Source organism: Dyella kyungheensis (assembly GCF_016905005.1).
Classification (GTDB): domain Bacteria; phylum Pseudomonadota; class Gammaproteobacteria; order Xanthomonadales; family Rhodanobacteraceae; genus Dyella; species Dyella kyungheensis.
Genome location: NZ_JADIKC010000001.1, coordinates 544,763 through 561,087, shown reverse-complemented (window position 1 = coordinate 561,087; position 16,325 = coordinate 544,763). Strand labels below are relative to the sequence as shown.

The 16,325-nt window shown below is 63.9% G+C and carries 14 protein-coding genes and 1 tRNA gene; all 15 read left to right on the top strand.

The features are described from left to right. The first annotated feature begins 263 nt into the window (after window positions 1-263). The 15 genes from ISP20_RS02595 (at window position 264) to ISP20_RS02525 (ending at window position 16,042) form a co-directional block, all read left to right on the top strand. On the top strand, window positions 264-1,664 hold the full coding sequence (locus tag ISP20_RS02595; RefSeq protein ID WP_204634493.1) for an FAD-dependent oxidoreductase: 1,401 nt from the start codon (window positions 264-266) through the stop codon (window positions 1,662-1,664). Continuing rightward, window positions 1,657-2,085 (top strand): DUF3293 domain-containing protein, encoded by a 429-nt coding sequence (locus ISP20_RS02590; protein ID WP_204634492.1) that lies wholly within the window; start codon window positions 1,657-1,659, stop codon window positions 2,083-2,085. The genes ISP20_RS02595 and ISP20_RS02590 overlap by 8 nt, the downstream gene beginning before the upstream one ends. A 57-nt stretch (window positions 2,086-2,142) precedes the next feature. Then, window positions 2,143-2,781 carry a cytochrome c biogenesis heme-transporting ATPase CcmA gene (gene ccmA / locus ISP20_RS02585; RefSeq protein WP_204634491.1) on the top strand — a complete coding sequence of 213 codons (639 nt, stop codon included), beginning with the start codon at window positions 2,143-2,145 and terminating at the stop codon, window positions 2,779-2,781. Further along, window positions 2,778-3,464 carry a heme exporter protein CcmB gene (ccmB, locus tag ISP20_RS02580; protein WP_204634490.1) on the top strand — a complete coding sequence of 229 codons (687 nt, stop codon included), beginning with the start codon at window positions 2,778-2,780 and terminating at the stop codon, window positions 3,462-3,464. Before ccmA ends, ccmB begins: the two co-directional genes overlap by 4 nt. Before the next feature lie 5 nt (window positions 3,465-3,469). Next, window positions 3,470-4,228 (top strand): heme ABC transporter permease, encoded by a 759-nt coding sequence (locus ISP20_RS02575; protein ID WP_204634489.1) that lies wholly within the window; start codon window positions 3,470-3,472, stop codon window positions 4,226-4,228. Next, complete coding sequence (gene ccmD, locus ISP20_RS02570) at window positions 4,225-4,410, top strand: heme exporter protein CcmD (RefSeq protein WP_204634488.1); 186 nt, start codon at window positions 4,225-4,227, stop codon at window positions 4,408-4,410. Before ISP20_RS02575 ends, ccmD begins: the two co-directional genes overlap by 4 nt. 21 nt (window positions 4,411-4,431) lie before the next feature. After that, window positions 4,432-4,899, top strand: coding sequence for a cytochrome c maturation protein CcmE (gene ccmE, locus ISP20_RS02565; protein WP_204634487.1), 468 nt, complete (start codon window positions 4,432-4,434; stop codon window positions 4,897-4,899). Then, a complete protein-coding gene (locus tag ISP20_RS02560; protein WP_204634486.1) occupies window positions 4,896-6,869 on the top strand; it encodes a heme lyase CcmF/NrfE family subunit in 1,974 nt (657 codons plus the stop codon). Before ccmE ends, ISP20_RS02560 begins: the two co-directional genes overlap by 4 nt. Continuing rightward, the gene (locus tag ISP20_RS02555; protein WP_204634485.1) at window positions 6,866-7,408 is read left to right on the top strand and encodes a DsbE family thiol:disulfide interchange protein; all 543 of its coding nucleotides are present in this window, start codon (window positions 6,866-6,868) and stop codon (window positions 7,406-7,408) included. The genes ISP20_RS02560 and ISP20_RS02555 overlap by 4 nt, the downstream gene beginning before the upstream one ends. Next, window positions 7,405-7,926, top strand: coding sequence for a cytochrome c-type biogenesis protein (locus tag ISP20_RS02550; protein ID WP_338030954.1), 522 nt, complete (start codon window positions 7,405-7,407; stop codon window positions 7,924-7,926). Before ISP20_RS02555 ends, ISP20_RS02550 begins: the two co-directional genes overlap by 4 nt. Further along, the gene (locus ISP20_RS02545; RefSeq protein ID WP_204634484.1) at window positions 7,923-8,972 is read left to right on the top strand and encodes a c-type cytochrome biogenesis protein CcmI/CycH; all 1,050 of its coding nucleotides are present in this window, start codon (window positions 7,923-7,925) and stop codon (window positions 8,970-8,972) included. The genes ISP20_RS02550 and ISP20_RS02545 overlap by 4 nt, the downstream gene beginning before the upstream one ends. After that, complete coding sequence (gene metX / locus ISP20_RS02540) at window positions 8,969-10,072, top strand: homoserine O-acetyltransferase MetX (RefSeq protein ID WP_204634483.1); 1,104 nt, start codon at window positions 8,969-8,971, stop codon at window positions 10,070-10,072. The genes ISP20_RS02545 and metX overlap by 4 nt, the downstream gene beginning before the upstream one ends. 229 nt (window positions 10,073-10,301) lie before the next feature. After that, on the top strand, window positions 10,302-10,880 hold the full coding sequence (locus tag ISP20_RS02535; RefSeq protein ID WP_204634482.1) for a cysteine dioxygenase family protein: 579 nt from the start codon (window positions 10,302-10,304) through the stop codon (window positions 10,878-10,880). Between the two features lie 25 nt (window positions 10,881-10,905). Continuing rightward, window positions 10,906-10,991 (top strand) — tRNA-Leu (locus tag ISP20_RS02530). Between the two features lie 500 nt (window positions 10,992-11,491). Next, on the top strand, window positions 11,492-16,042 hold the full coding sequence (locus ISP20_RS02525) for an RHS repeat-associated core domain-containing protein (protein ID WP_204634481.1): 4,551 nt from the start codon (window positions 11,492-11,494) through the stop codon (window positions 16,040-16,042). Window positions 16,043-16,325: the final 283 nt, after the last annotated feature.

The window sequence follows — 16,325 nt, the reverse complement described above, 5'->3', positions numbered from 1 at the left end:
CTCGCTCGTCATTCCGGCGCAGGCCGGAATCCAGTAGCGAGCACGTTGGATTTTCGCGATAGGCACCGTGCATTTGGCCTCGCGAAATCCCCGACCGCGTCTACTGGATTCCGGCCTACGCCGGAATGACGTGAGGGAGATGAGCGCATAGACGAGATTGCGACCCGACTCCGAAAGGTCTCTTGCCGCACTGCGCATCGCCTGCCCTGTTGCGACCCGCTACTCTTGGCGTTTCACGCGGTTGCCACTCACAGCGGGACTCCATGGCGAAGCAGCTCACTCTTATCGGCGGCGGCCTGGTCGGCGCCTTGCTGGCCCAGCAATTGGCGGGACGCGGTTTCGCCGTCGACGTCTTCGAAAAACGCGCTGACCCGCGCGTCGCCGGCTTCATGGGCGGCCGCTCGATCAATCTCGCGCTGGCCGAACGCGGACTGCAGGCGCTGCGCGAGGCCGGCCTCGCCGACGACGTGCTGCAGCGCGCGGTGATGATGCGCGGCCGCATGGTGCACACGCGCGACGGCCGCTCCGGACTGCAGCGTTATGGCGTGGACGACAGCGAAGTGATCTGGTCGGTCTCGCGCGGCGCACTGAATATGTTGCTGCTGGATGCCGCCGAAGCGGCCGGCGTGAACTTCCATTTCGGACAGTCGCTGGCCAGCGCGGATTTCGATCGCCAGCGCATTCATCTGGTCGACGAACACGGCACGTCGCGCGAACTCGACGCGCCCGTGGTGATTGGCGCCGATGGCGCCGGTTCGTCGTTGCGCGCCGCGATGAACGCCTACTCGCCGCTGGGCGAGCGGGTCGAATCGCTGGGCCACGCATACAAGGAACTGGAAATCCCTTCCGCGGGCGGACTCGCTGCCGAACTGATCAGCCGCAGCGGCGGACACGACCAGTTCGCACTCGAACCCCACGCGCTGCATATCTGGCCGCGCGGCGGCTACATGTGCATTGCGCTGCCCAACACCGAGGGCAGCTTCACCGTCACCTTGTTCCTGCCGGCGCAGGGGCCGCATCCGAGCTTCGCCACGTTGGGCGACGCCAGCCATGCACGCGCCTTCTTCGAGGAAGACTTCCCCGACCTGCTGCCGCTGATTCCCGATTTCGCCAACGACTACGACGGGCATCCGGTCGGCACGCTGTCGACGCTGTACCTGCAGCGCTGGCATCTGGAGGGACGCGCGCTGCTGATCGGCGACGCGGCACACGCCATCGTGCCGTTCCACGGCCAGGGCATGAACTGCGGCTTCGAAGACACGGTGGTGCTGGCCTCGCTGCTGGCCGCGGCGCCGGACGACACCGCCGACGTATTCGCCGAATTCCAGCGCATCCGCCAGCCGAACAGCGACGCCATTGCGGCGATGGCGCTGGAAAACTACGTGGAAATGCGCGATTCGGTGGCCGATCCGCACTACCTGGCCAAGCGCGCGCTGGGCGCCTTGCTGGCCGAACGGGCGCCCGAGCATTTCATGGCGCGCTATCGCATGGTCACCTTTTCGCATCTGCCCTACGCCTATGCGTTCGAGCGCGGCCGCGCGCAGGACGTGCTGCTGGAGCAGTTGCTGCGCGGATCGACCGACGCCAACGCCGTCGACCTGAACGCAGCCGTCGACGCACTCCGCGCCACCTTGCCTCCCCTGCCCGACCTGCGGCATGGATGAGGCGCTGCTCGCCGCGTACCGGGCCACCGCGTATCGGGTGCGCCTGGCGCGCGGCGGCCATGCCGCGATCCGCATCGATCAACCGCTGCCGCTGGAGCTTCACGCCCTGGCGCAGGCATGTCCCTGGGGCTTCGTCACGGCCTGGAACCCGCGCTCCGAATCCACCTCGCGCGCAAACAACCGGCTGGCCCAGCGGGCGCTGCTTGCCCAGTTGCGCGCGTTGCCGGAAACCGTGGCCATCCGGCCGGGCGTGGGCGTGGCCGCCGATGGACGATGGCGGGAACCGAGCCTTTGGGTGATTGGCCCTACCCCGGCAACCCTCGATGCACTGGCCCAGCGCTTCGATCAATTCGGCTATGTGCATGGCGATGGCGCGTCACCGGCGCAGCTGCGCCTGCTCCCCGTCGCCGGGCAGGCCTGAAACGGGCGGCACAGCGCCGCATGGACAAGTCCGCCGGGCATTGCGGACAATCGGGGAATGACTGCCTCCACCGCCGTCGCCCCGCCCCTGCTGGAGGCCCGGGCGCTCTCGTTTTATCGCCAGGACGAACCGGTGTTCGGTCCGCTCGACTTCTGCCTCCTCGAGGGCGAAGTGGCGCTGGTGGAGGGCGACAACGGCAGCGGCAAGACGACGTTGCTGCGCATCCTCGCCGGTTTGCTGCATATCGATGAAGGTTCGCTCGATTGGCGGGGCCAGCCCTGGCGGCGCGACGAGCACCTGGGCGATACGCTGTTCCTGGGGCATCACCTGGGCCTCAAGGCCGATCTCAGTGCGCGGGAGAACCTGGCCGTGGCCGCCGGCCTTTACGGCGCGCGCGACGGCTGCACGGTGGATGGCGTGCTGCTCGACGTGGGTCTCGCCGGCTACGAAGACGAACCCGTGCGACGGCTCTCCGCCGGCCAGAAAAAACGCGCCGCGCTGGCGCGCCTGCTGCTGTTGCCGGCCACCTTGTGGCTGCTCGACGAGCCCTACGCCAACCTCGATCGCACCGGCATCGAACTGGTCAATCGCCTGCTCGCCCGGCACGCCGCGGCCGGCGGCGCCGCGCTGGTCACCAGCCACGGCGCGGTGAGCTTTCTCAACGGCGAGCCGAAACGGGTGCGCATGCACGCATGAATCACGCGCCGCTCGGTTCCGCCTGCGCCGCCGTGCTGCGACGCGACCTCACCCTGGCCTGGCGTCGCCGCGGCGACATCGTCATGCCCGTGCTGTATGCGCTGATCGTGATCACCCTGTTCCCGTTCGCGCTGGGGCCGGAGGAAGCGCTGCTCCAGCGCATTGCCGGCGGCGCCGTGCTGGTGACCATGCTGCTGGCCATGTTGCTGGCGCTCGATGCGATGTTCCGCAGCGATATCGAAGACGGATCGCTGGAACAACTCATCCTTTCACCCCAGCCGCTGGCACTCATGCTGGGTATGAAAATTCTTGCGCACTGGATCACCACGGCTTTGCCGCTCATCGTCATCGCCCCGCTGCTGGCGGGCATGCTGCATCTGCCGACGGCGGTGATGCCGGTGCTGGTCTACGCGCTGCTGCTGTCCACCCCGCTGCTGAGCCTGCTCGGCGCCGTGCTGGTGGCGCTGACGGCCGGTACGCGACGCTCTGGTATGCTGCTGGCGCTGATGCTGCTGCCGTTGTGCGTACCCGTGGTGATCTTTGCCGCAGGCGCTGTCGCCGCGGCTCAACAAGGGCTGCCGTGGCTCGCGCCCATCGCCTGGCTCGGTGCCGCGCTGGTCATGGCGCTGGTGCTGGCTCCGCTGGCTTGCGCCACCGCCCTCCGCATAGCCTTGGACGCATAAAGACGATGGCCAACTGGATCCCGCTCTGGGTTCACAAGCTCAGCTCGCCGCCGAACTTCTACCGTTTCGCAGGTGTGGTTCGCCCTTGGGCCCTGGTGCTGGCGCTCGTGCTTGGCGCCATCGCGCTGTATGGCGGCCTGGTGTTGGCGCCGGCCGATTATCAGCAGGGCGATGCGTATCGCATCATCTTCATCCATGTGCCCTGCGCGTGGATGAGCCTGTTTTGCTACGGCATGATGGCCATCGCGTCGTTCATCTCGCTGGTATGGCGCATCAAGCTGGCCGAAGTGGTGGCGATGGAATCGGCGCCGATCGGCGCCGCCTTCACCTTCATCACGCTGGTCACCGGATCCCTGTGGGGCAAGCCGATGTGGGGTACCTGGTGGACCTGGGACGCGCGCCTCACCTCCGAGTTGGTGCTGCTGTTCCTGTATCTGGGCGTGATCGGTCTCTATCACTCGTTCGAAGACCGTCGCCAGGGCGCGCGCGCCGCGGCGTTCCTCGCCATCATCGGCATCATCAACGTGCCGATCGTGCATTTCTCCGTGAACTGGTGGAACACGCTGCACCAGGGATCGACCATCCGCATCCTCGGTCCGTCGAAGATCAGCACGGCCATGCTGTGGCCGCTGCTCACCATGATGGCCGCCACCAAGTTCTATTACATCGCCAGCCTGTTCGGCCGCGTGCGCACCGACCTGTTGTCGATGGAAAGCGGCAAGGACTGGGTGAAACAGATCGCCGAACGCGAGGGCCACGCATGAGCGCGTTCTTCGCCATGGGCGGCTATGCCATCTACGTGTGGCCGGCGTATGCGCTGTTCTTCATCGTGCTGATCGCCGACTACATCAATCCGTGGCTGCGTCGCCGCCGCAACCTGCGCGAACTGCGCGGACGCCTGGCGCGCCAGGCGGCACGCCAGCAACGCAACCCTTCAGCGCCGTAAAGCGCACTTACGCGAATGAGCATGAACCCCACCCGCAAGCGCAGGCTCACCATCGTCCTTCTCGTCGTCGCCGCGGCCGTGGTTGCGGTGGGCCTGATCGTGTTCGCCCTGCAGCAGAACATGAATTACCTGTTCACGCCGAGCCAGGTGCAGACGGGACAGGCCGCGCACTACAAGACCTTCCGCCTTGGCGGCATGGTCAGAGCCGGTTCGATCCAGCGCAGCAACGAGTCGTTGAAGGTGACCTTCACCGTGGTCGACGCCAGCGGCTCGATGCCCGTGGAATACACCGGCATCCTGCCGGACCTGTTTCGCGACAACCAATCCGTGATCGCCACCGGCCACATGGACAACGCCCGCTTCATCGCCACCGAAGTGCTGGCCAAGCATGACGAAACCTACATGCCCAAGGAGCTGAAGGACGCCATGGCCAAGGCCCACGAAGGCAAGCAGGTGAACGAAGAAGCCGGACAGGACAAACCGCAATGACTCCCGAACTCGGCCAACTCGCGCTGATCCTCGCCCTGCTGCTGGCGCTTGCGCAGGGCGTGTTGCCCTTGATCGGCGCGTGGAACGGCAGTCACGCACTGATGTCCGTGGCCCGCCCAGCCGCGGCCGGACAGGCCGTGTTCGTGGCGCTGGCCTTTGGCCTGCTGACCTGGGCGTTCCTGTCGTTCGATTTCTCGGTGCAATACGTGGCCGACAATTCGAATCTCGCGCTGCCCTGGTATTACCGCGTCGCCGCGGTATGGGGCGCGCACGAAGGTTCGCTGCTGTTGTGGATCTTCATCCTCAATCTGTGGACGCTCGCGCTGGCCACGCTCAGCCGCAACCTGCCTGAGCTGTTCGTGGCGCGCGTGCTCGGTGTGCTCGGCCTGGTGGCGGTGGGCTTTCTCGCCTTCATTGTGTTCACCTCCAATCCTTTTGCGCGTTTGTTGCCGATGCCGCCCGACGGCGGCGATCTCAACCCGGTGCTGCAGGATCCGGGCATGACGTTCCATCCGCCCGTGCTGTACATGGGCTACGTTGGCTTCTCGGTGGCGTTCGCGTTCTCCATCGCCGCATTGCTGGGCGGCGAACTGGAACAGGCCTGGGTGCGCTGGGCGCGTCCGTGGACAAACGTGGCGTGGGGCTTTCTCACCGCCGGCATCGTCGCGGGCAGCTGGTGGGCCTATGCGGAACTCGGCTGGGGCGGCTGGTGGTTCTGGGACCCGGTGGAGAACGCCAGCTTCATGCCGTGGCTGGTGGGCGCGGCTCTGATCCACGCACAGGCCGTGACGGAAAAACGCGGCGGTCTGCGCGCGTGGACCATTCTGCTGTCCATCTTCGCGTTCTCGCTGTCGCTGCTGGGCACCTTCCTGGTGCGCTCGGGCGTGCTCACGTCGGTGCATGCCTTTGCATCCGATCCGCGCCGCGGCCTGTTCATTCTCTGCTTCCTGGCCGTGGTGGTCGGCGGCTCGTTGCTGCTGTACGCGCTGCGTGCGCCGAAGGTGGCGGGCGGCAAACCGTTCGCCGTGGTGTCGCGTGAAACAGCGATCCTGATCGGCAACCTGATGCTCACCGTCGCCGCGGCCATGGTGCTGCTGGGCACGCTGTTCCCGCTGCTGGGCGATGCGTTGAACCTCGGCAAGATCTCGGTGGGTCCGCCCTACTTCGGTTTCCTGTTCACGCTGCTGATGCTGCCCATCGTGGTGTTGCTGCCCTTCGGCCCGTACCTGCGCTGGGGCAAGAGCGACGTACCGGTGCTGAAGAAGGTGATGTGGCGTGCGGGCCTCGCAGCCATCGCCTGCGCCATTGTCGCGGCATTCGTCACCAGCGGCGAAAGCAAGGCCATTGCGGGCACCGCAGCGGCCGTGTGGTGTGGCTTCGGCACCCTGCTCTACGTGGTCAAGCGTTGGCGCGAAATGCCGGCCGGCCGCCGTTATCCCGCCGAAATGGCCGGCATGTTGTTGGCGCATTTCGGCGTGGGCGTATTCCTGGCCGGCGTGCTGCTGACCAATGCGCTCAGTGTCGAGCGCGATGTGCGCGTGGCGCCGGGCGAAACGCAGAGCATCGGCGGCTACGACTTCCGCTTCGACGGCGTGCATCACACGCAGGGTCCGAACTGGCAAGGCGACCAAGGCACCGTGACGGTGCTGCGCCATGGCAGCGAAGTGGCGGTGATGCATCCGCAGAAGCGCACCTACCTGCGCGGCCAGGTGCAGACGGAATCGGCGATCGACCCCGGCCTGTTCCGCGATCTCTACGTGGCGCTGGGCGAGCCGATGGATGCGAAGCAGCCCGAAGGCGCATGGGCGTTGCGCCTCTACGACAAGCCATTCATCCGCTGGGTCTGGGTGGGCGGCCTCTTCATGATGCTGGGCGGGTTCTTTGCCGCCGCTGATCGCCGTTTCCGCACCAAGCGCGTGGCTGCCACGGAAATGCCGCCGGCCACCGTGCTGCAGGAGTCGCGTGCATGAGCCGCCTGTTGCCGTTTTTCGGCTTCCTTCTGCTGGTGCTGCTGTTCGGTTTCGGCATCTGGTGGAACACGCAGCACGACCAGCGCGAAGTGCCCTCGCCGCTGATCAACAAACCGGCGCCTGCGTTCGTACTGCCGAAGCTGGACGACCCCGCGCAAACCGTGAGCCGCGACGCGCTGCTGGGCAAGCCCTACCTCATCAACGTGTTCGCCAGCTGGTGCATTGCCTGCGGCGAGGAACACCCGGTGCTGATGACGCAAGGCAAATCCATCGGCGTGCCGCTGGTCGGTTACAACTACAAGGATGCCACCGACGATGCCAAGGACTGGCTTTCGAAGCACGGCAATCCCTATGACATGGTCATCGTGGATCGCGAAGGTCGCACCGCCATCGACTTCGGCGTGTATGGCGCACCGGAAAGCTTCCTCGTCGACGGCAAGGGCGTGATCCGCTACAAGCGCATCGGTCCGCTCACGCCGGAAGTCATCGAGAAGGAATTGAAGCCGGCCATCGCTGCCTTGTCGAAGGAAGCGCCATGAGCCCCCGTAGTTCTTCTGTGGGAGCGCACCCTGTGCGCGACAACCCTACGAAGCGGCAAACCTGGGGTCGCGCACAGGGTGCGCTCCTACAAGTGCTGTGCTTGCTGCTGTTCACGAGCCTCGCCTTCGCCCAGGCCATCGACCCTCTGCCCTTCAAAGACCACGCCCAGGAAGTACGCTTCCAAAGCCTCACGCGCGAGCTACGCTGCCTGGTCTGCCAGAACGAAAACCTCGCTGATTCCAACGCCGATCTGGCGCGCGACCTGCGGCACGAAGTGTTCGACCTGATGCAGCAGGGCAAGAGCGACGACGAGATCAAGCAGTACCTGGTCGACCGCTATTCCGATTTCGTTTTATACGACCCGCCGATGAAAGCCAGTACGATGCTGCTTTGGTTCGGGCCGTTCTTGATTCTGCTGGCCGGCGCGGCCGTGGTGGTGGTGACGGTGCGCCGGCGCGGTCGCGCCGCGGCCGCAGTCGCCAACGACAAGCCGACCGATGAAGGGGATGACTGGTGAGGCTGGCTTTTTATCTGATCGCCGCTGCGATGATCGTGGCGGCGTTGCTGCTGGTGTTGCTGCCGCTGATTCGCCACGGACGCCAACAAGGCAAACCGCGCGGCGTGTTCGCGCTGGCGATGACCGTGGCGTTCTGCCTGCCGCTGGCAGCCATCGGCCTGTACCTCGCCGTAGGTACGCCGACGGTGCTCGATGGCGTGCCCAAGGCCAGCACCGCCATGAACATCGATCAGGCGGTCGATGAATTGAACGCACATCTCGTGCAGAAGCCCGACGATCTGCAAGGCTGGATGCTGCTGGGCCAGACCTACAGCGTGATGCATCGCGCCGCCGATGCACGGCATGCGTACGATGAGGCCCTGCGCCTCGATCCGGACAACGGCGTCGCCATGGTGGGCTGGGCCGAAGCCGACTCGCTGCTGCGCGAAGACCATCGCATCGAGGGTCGCGCGCAGGAGCTGCTCGAACGCGCCGTGAAGCTTGACCCGCAAAGCCAGCGTGGCCTGTGGCTGCTCGGCATCAGCCAGTTCCAGCACGACGACTACGCCAAGGCGGCCGCCACCTGGCGCCAGCTGCAGCCGCAGCTCGATCCCGATTCCAACGTGGCCAAGGCCGTGGCCGAACAGATCGCCGTGGCCGATGCGCGACTCAACGGCGCTGGCAAGACTGCGCCCGAAACGCCCGCCGCCCAAGCCACGCAGCCTTCGCTGCAGGTGCAGGTGGCGCTCGCGCCCACGCTCGCGGGCAAGCTGGCAGCCGGCGATACACTGTTCGTCTACGCCCGCGCCGAAAACGGCCCGCCGATGCCGCTGGCCGTGGCCCGGATGGACGCCACCGCCCTGCCTGCCACCGTGACGCTCAACGATGCGATGGGCATGACACCGCAACTCAAACTATCCTCGGCATCGCGCGTGTTCGTCGGCGCCCGCATCAGCAAGAGCGGCCAGGCCATCGCTCAGCCGGGCGACCTGGAAGGCGATGCCGGCGTGGTCGACGTGAATACGCACGTGCCCATCAAGATCACTATCGACAAGGTTCACAGATGACCCACGACGCCCGCCGGTACTGCCCCCTTCCCTCGCCCTTTGCGATGAAACGGGGCGGCACACTGCGCGAGGCACGCGTGGCCTATGAAACCTGGGGTGAGTTGAATGCCGCGCGCGACAACGCGGTGCTTATCCTCACCGGCCTCTCGCCCAGCGCCCACGCCGCGTCCAACGCGGACGATCCTGCCGAGGGCTGGTGGGAAGCGATGATCGGTCCGGGCAAGGCCATCGATACGTCGCGCTGGTTCGTCATCTGCGTGAACTCGCTGGGCAGCGACAAGGGCTCGACCTGCGCCGCGTCGATCAATCCGGCCACGGGCGAACCCTATCGCCTCGACTTCCCCGAACTGTCACTGGAAGACGTGGCCAACGCCGCGCACGTGGCCGTGAAAAGCCTGGGCATCGACCAACTCGCCTGCCTGATCGGCTGCTCCATGGGCGGCATGAGCGCGCTGGCATACATGGTCTTGCATCCGGGCAGCGTGCGCGCGCACATCAGCGTGGATACCGCACCGCAGGCGCAGCCGTTCGCCATCGCCATCCGCTCGCTGCAGCGCGAGGCGATCCGGCTCGATCCGCACTGGAAGCACGGTCAATACGCCGACGATGACTATCCCGTCGACGGCATGAGCATCGCCCGCAAGCTCGGCGTGATCACCTACCGCTCCGCGATGGAATGGAACGGCCGCTTTGCGCGCATCCGCCTAGACCCCGAGCAGCGCGACGACAATCCGTTCGGCCTCGAGTTCGAAGTGGAGTCGTATCTCGAAGGCCACGCACAGCGTTTCGTGCACACCTTCGATCCGAACAGTTATCTGTATCTGTCGCGCGCCAGCGACTGGTTCGACATGGCCGAATACGGCAACGGCAGCGTGCTCGAAGGCCTCAAGCGCATCAAGCTCGCCAAGGCCATGGTGATTGGCGTGAGCACCGACATCCTGTTCCCGCTGGAGCAGCAGGAACAGATCGCCGATGGCCTGCGCGCCGCCGGTGCCGCGGTGGATTTCGTGGCGCTCAATTCGCCGCAGGGACATGATGCCTTCCTGGTCGACATCCCCAACTACAGCCGTGCCATCGGCGGCTTTCTCGGCGCTCTCTGAACGGCTAAGGAGGCTCTGAACAGTCCCTAAGGGTGTCACCGGCTCTGTGTGGGTGCAGCTGGGTGTTGCGACGATGAAGGCAGGCTGGTGGCCTGTCGAATCGTTGCGACGCACAGCTGCGGCCACACAGAGCCGGTGACACCCTTAGGGGCTGATTAGAGCCCCCTTAACTGCGCCCTCGGGCGGGCGCTGCTAAGATGGGGGCGTAGTTCGAACCCTCGAGAACGCCATGCTTACCCTGGATTTCCCCGGCTCCCGCAAGCTCATCGACGCCATCGATGCCGCCGTGTCTCAGGACACCACCCGAGCCGTCACGGACAGCCTCCGCAACAGCCTGTGCAGCCTCATCCGCAGCCAGACCGTGACGCTTCCCGAATGCGTCTTCGAAACCGCCGAAGGCCGCTACGCCCGCCGCGAGCTCTACCGCAGCGAGGACCACGGCTACTGCGTGGTGGCGATGACCTGGGGACCCGGCCAGGGCACCCCCATCCACGACCATTGCGGCATGTGGTGCGTGGAAGGCGTATGGAGCGGCGCGCTGGAAGTAGTCCAGTACGAGCGCCTCGCCGACGAAGACGGCCACTACTGCTTCCAGCCCGTGGGCTCCATCCAGGCCGGCCCCGGCTCCGCCGGCAGCCTGATCCCGCCCCACGAGTACCACACCATCCGCAACCCTAGCGACGACGCCGTGGCCGTGAGCCTGCACATCTACTCCGGCGCCATGACCCACTGCGCCGTCTTCCAGCCCCTGGGCCACAACCAGTACCAGCGCACCGACCGCCAACTGGGACTCGACCCGGTCCACTGAACCCGGCATAATGCGTCGCTGCAGTGCCGGTGTGGCGGAATGGTAGACGCGGTGGACTCAAAATCCACTGGCAGCGATGTCGTGTAGGTTCGAGTCCTATCACCGGTACCAGGTTTTAAAAGAAAAGGCCCGACTTTTGTCGGGCCTTTTTTTGTGTTTGATGGTGATCTGCTTGCGCTTGGAATGATTGCCTATCAGACCGCGTTCCTCGCACAACTACTGCCCGAGGAAGTTGGTTTCGGCCATTCAATCCATCCAAAGAAAAGTGCACTCTGGCCTGGCCTTTCGCAATCCGTGAGTCGACTGTCTGCACGCGCGCCGTGCCGCCCGATTCCCGCTCCAGCCTCGGCCTTCCAGCCTCGGCCATGCCGGCAGCCATGTCGGGCGACTCACCTAGTTCCTCCCCACGCTTGGCGGCGGAAGCATCGTATCCGCGACCACGCAATCCGGATCTACGGTGTATGCCCATCGTCTCTAAGGAGTATTGCGGCACAAAATGTGACTTGATTCACGCAACCAAGCTAGTGGAAGCGCAACTAAATTTGATAGAACGCCAGTGATTACGCTCAGAAGAACGCGAAGACAGTTTGGAAGCCATACAGGGGAAATGCATGAAGTTTCTGCGCATCGCCATGCTAGTGGCGATCTTGTGCTGTGTATGGTTGGCTAGTAGAGACAACGAAGCATTGGCTCAAGGCTCCCCACCCTATCCTACGATGACCTATCCCAGCCGCGCCGCCGCATTGGCGGCCTGTTGGGGTGATATGTCTTGGTCAAACAGCCAAAACAGCTACTCCAAAAACCCCAGCACCTATAAGCTCGTCCAGCTGGCATGCTTCCCATGGAACATTAATACCGTTACGCCTATGCAGGCGTACTGCGTCAGAAATCCGAGTCCCGGAACGACAGGTTGCAACGGGCTCATGGGGACGCCCCTATATCTCTATTTTCCTATTGTGAGCATGTGCACGCCGATGAGCGCGACATGCGTACCTTATGTTCCCGTTAAAAACGAAGGATGCGGCTGCGATACCGTCGCGAGCCGCGTGAAAGTTGGCAATCCGATCAATGTTGGGACGGGCAACAAATATCAGCCTGAATCCGACGCTGCCTATGGCAACGTCTCAATCACTCGCTACTACAACAGTGACAATCAAGTGCGTGCGTCCAACCTTGGAGCTTCGTGGCTCTCGGGGTACGACCGTACCATCTTGGCCCTTAGCAATAGCAACGGAAGCAGTGCGGTCGTAGCGCGCGAGTCCGGCCGTGAATTGACCTTCAAGAAGGTCAATGGCGCGTGGATAGCCGATAGTGATATCGCCGATACGCTAACCGAAATTGACAACATCAGCGGTGCAGTGGCGGGCTGGACGCTTCACGTGGCTGAAACACAGCTTTATGAAAACTACTCGCCGACAGGGGCGTTGATCTCGATTGCTGATGGCAATCGAACTCTGGTGACTCTGGGCTACACAATCGGCGGGGAACTATCATCTGCCGGCAATCCGCTGCCGGCCACGCTGCTTCGGACACTCACGGATACGACGGGGCGAGTATCGACCATCGGATACGACGATCAACTCCGCATCGTCTCGATTACGTTGCCTGACGCCCGGACCGTTGGCTACGCCTACAACGCAAATAACTACCTGAGCACGGTGACTTATCCGGACGGGAGTGTCAGGCAGTATCTCTACGACGAGAGCGCTTACAGCGTTGCCGGCAGCAATCAAGGCAAGCTCACGGGCATCGTCGACGAGGGCAGCGGCCGGTTTGCGACATTTACGTATCAGGCCAATGGGCGTGCCACGTCCTCTCAACATGGTTTGGGGGCGGAGCTGAATACGATCAGCTACGCCCCCAATGGCCTGAGCGCCACCGTGACCTATCCGACCGGCGTAACGAGCACGCTTAGCTTCTCCAATTCGGTCGGCACGATGAAAGTCAGTGCGGCAAGTGCGTTTTGTGGTCAGGCTTGTGGTCAGCCCTATCAGGCACAGACATTCGATACGAACGGTTATCCGGCGAGCGCTACGGATTTCAACGGCAATATCACGACGACCAGTTACAGCAGTGCAGGTTTGTTGACGCAGCAGATTGATGCCCAGGGCACGAGCAACCAACGCACCACGAACTTCACCTGGAACACCACCCTCCGCGTTCCGCTGACCCGTACCGTCCTCGACAACAATGGCACCACCGTCGCCTACGACGCGTGGATCTACAACACCTTCGGCCAAGCCACCGCGCGTTGCTCTGCTGATCCATTAGTCACCGGCGCCACCAGTTACACCTGCGGCAGCAGCGCCAACGCTCCCGCCGGCGTGCGCCAATCGCGCTACACCTACTGCACCGCCGTCGACACCACGCAATGCCCCCTCATCGGCCTGCCGCTTTCGGTCGATGGCCCGCGCACCGACGTCTCGGATGCCACCAGCTACAGCTACTACCTCGCCACCGACGAATCCGGCTGCGGCACGCCGGGCGGCGCCTGTCATCGAGCAGGTGATCTCTACCAAGTGACCAACGCGCTCGGCCAGGTCACCACCTACAGCGTCTACGACAAGAACGGCCGCGTGGTGCGTCAGTCTGATGCCAATGGTGTGATCACCGATCGCACCTATAGTCCACGCGGTTGGCTGCTCACGCGCACCGTGCACGCCAACAGCAATGGCACGCCTTCCTCCGGCGATGCGGTGACCACCATAGGCTATACGCCCTACGGTTCGGTGGCCTCGATCACGGACGCCGACGGTGTCGCGGTCAACTACACCTACGACGCCGCCCATCGCCTCACCGACATCAGCGATGCTTTAGGCGACCGCATCCACTACACGTTGGATGCGGCGGGCAACAAGACGCAGGAACAGACCTTCGATCCCAGCGGCACGGTGCGTCGCACGCTCTCGCGCACGTACAACACGCTTGGCCAGCTCACTCAGATCACCGACGGCCTTAGCCACGCCGTCTTCAACGCCCGCTACAGCGACAGCTACGACGCCAACGGCAACCTGATGCACACCGCCGACGCGCTGGGCGTGCAGCGCAAACAGGGCTATGACGGGCTGAACCGCCTGATCAGCACCATCGACAACTACAACGGCACCGATACCGCCACGCAGAACACGCAAAGCGTGTTTGCCTACGACGCCAATGATCGCCTGGAAGGCGTGGGCGATCCGGATGGGCTCAACACCACCTACAGCTACGACGGCTTGGGCAACGCGACCGGCGTGCAGAGCCCCGACACGGGCGGCACCGCTTACGTCTACGATGCAGCGGGCAATGTCACGCAGCGCACGGACGCCAAGGGCGTGGTAAGCAACAGCACCTACGACGCGCTCAACCGTCGCACCGCCACCACCTATGCCGATGGCACGCTCAACGTGGCCTATGGCTACGACGAGCCCAATAGCGTCACGGGCTGTCCGGCCTCGTATCCGATCGGTCACCTCACCCGCATCATCGAAACGGCCGTCACCACCGTGTACTGCTACGACGCGCACGGCAACGTCACGCGCAAGAGCCAGACGCAGGGCACCGTCACCGACGTCACTACCTACGGCTACACCCTGGCCGACCGCCTCGCCAGCACGGTGACCCCAGCCGGCACGTCCATCCAGTACAGCCGCGACGCGGCCGGCCGCATCAGCGGCGTCACCGCCCTGCCCCCAGGCACCAGCGGTGCGGGGGCCGGCAACGTAGTCACCGCCATCAGCTACCTACCCTTCGGCCCCATCGCCAGCTACACGCTGGGCAACGGCCAAACCATCACCCGCACCTACGACGCCAACTACGCCCTCACCGACGTCGTAAGCCCGGCACTGAACCTGCATTTCGCCCGCGACGCGATGGGCAACATCACCGCCCTGGGCAATGCCCCTGGGGCCAATCCAGCCACGGAGTCCTACAGCTACGACCCGCTGTATCGCCTCACCGACTTGACCGATGGCAGCGGCAATGTCGAAGAGGCCTATACGTACAGAAAGTCCGGCGACCGTTTGAGCAAGACTGCCAGCGGCCTTGCAACAGGCGTCTACACCTATCAGACCGGAACACATCACCTGGCCAGCATCGGCAACGCCTCGCGCGCTTATGACGCCGATGGCAATACCACGGGCAGCGCGATCGGCGGCAGCACGTTTGGTTACGGCTACAACGGTCGTAACCGCATGACAGTCGTGCAGCGAGATGGCAGCACGGTGGGAACGTATACGTACAACGCGCTGGGGCAGCGTACGGCGAAGGTGGTGACGTTCCCTGCCGCTGGCAGCCAGCGTTTTGCGTACGACGAAGCCAGTCAGCTAGTTGGCGAGTACGGTAGCACCGCGCGTGACTATATTTGGCTCGGTGATCTGCCTGTCGCCGTGGTGGACACGACCAGCGGTGTCAGCACGGTGAACTACGTGCATGCTGACGGACTCAGTACGCCCAGAGCGGTCGCGGACGCAACAGGGGCTTCTGTCTGGCAGCTCGCCTACCAAGGGAATGCCTTTGGTGAGCAGCAGCCCTCAAGTGCGAGTGGCTACTCCTACAATCTGCGGTTCCCCGGCCAGTACTTCGATGTGGAGACGGGCCTCAATTACAACGGCGCGCGCTACTACGAATCGACGACGGGACAGTTTCCGCAGCCTGATCCGTCGGGCATCAATGGCGGTATGGGACTGTACGTCTACGGGTTGAACAACCCGTTGCTGTACTTCGATCCCGATGGTCAACAAGCAACCACTGCGCAACAAGGTGGGTTTGCGGTTCCAGTTGCTTCGCCTGGGCCAATGAGTCCCGGTGTACGTCCGGTGCCAATCACCGATCCGATTACAGGGCCGCGTGTGCCGAGCCCCGTTGGAGTTATGTCGGCGGTCGCCACCTTCTGTGGCTCAAACCCGTTCTCTGGTGCAGCATGCGTAATTGCCGGGTGCATCATTCCGCGTAGTACGGCAGATTCATGTGCGGATGAACCGAATCCACCTCCGGGGCAGTGCCCACGCGGCGATGAGAGTAAATGCAATGCGCTCTATGCAACCGATACGCAGACGTGCAATGGCATATCGCGCAGGCGAGGTGCAGCCGCTGGAGCAGCGTGTCATGCGTCAGCATCGGAGCGTTACGCGGCTTGCTTGAGAGGTGCGCCAATTCCCCCATTGAATACTTGGAATAACTAACGATGAACTCAGCTCACGACCACCTAGTAACTATTGATCCAGATAAACGATGCGTGCGCCTTTTTCGCGTCATGCCAGATGGAGAGAAAGTTCTTTATACCGAGCTAGAACTTCCCAAGGGTGATGCTCCCGGATGGACTGATGATGTGGTTAGGCTTGCTCAGCGCCTCGGTGAGGATTTGCTGATGGATTCACCGACGGCGCGGAACCTTCTCGCGCTTTAGGAAAACCCAAGAACGAAGAACGGGGTCCGGAAGAACGGGTTCAGGTTGGATCACCCCTG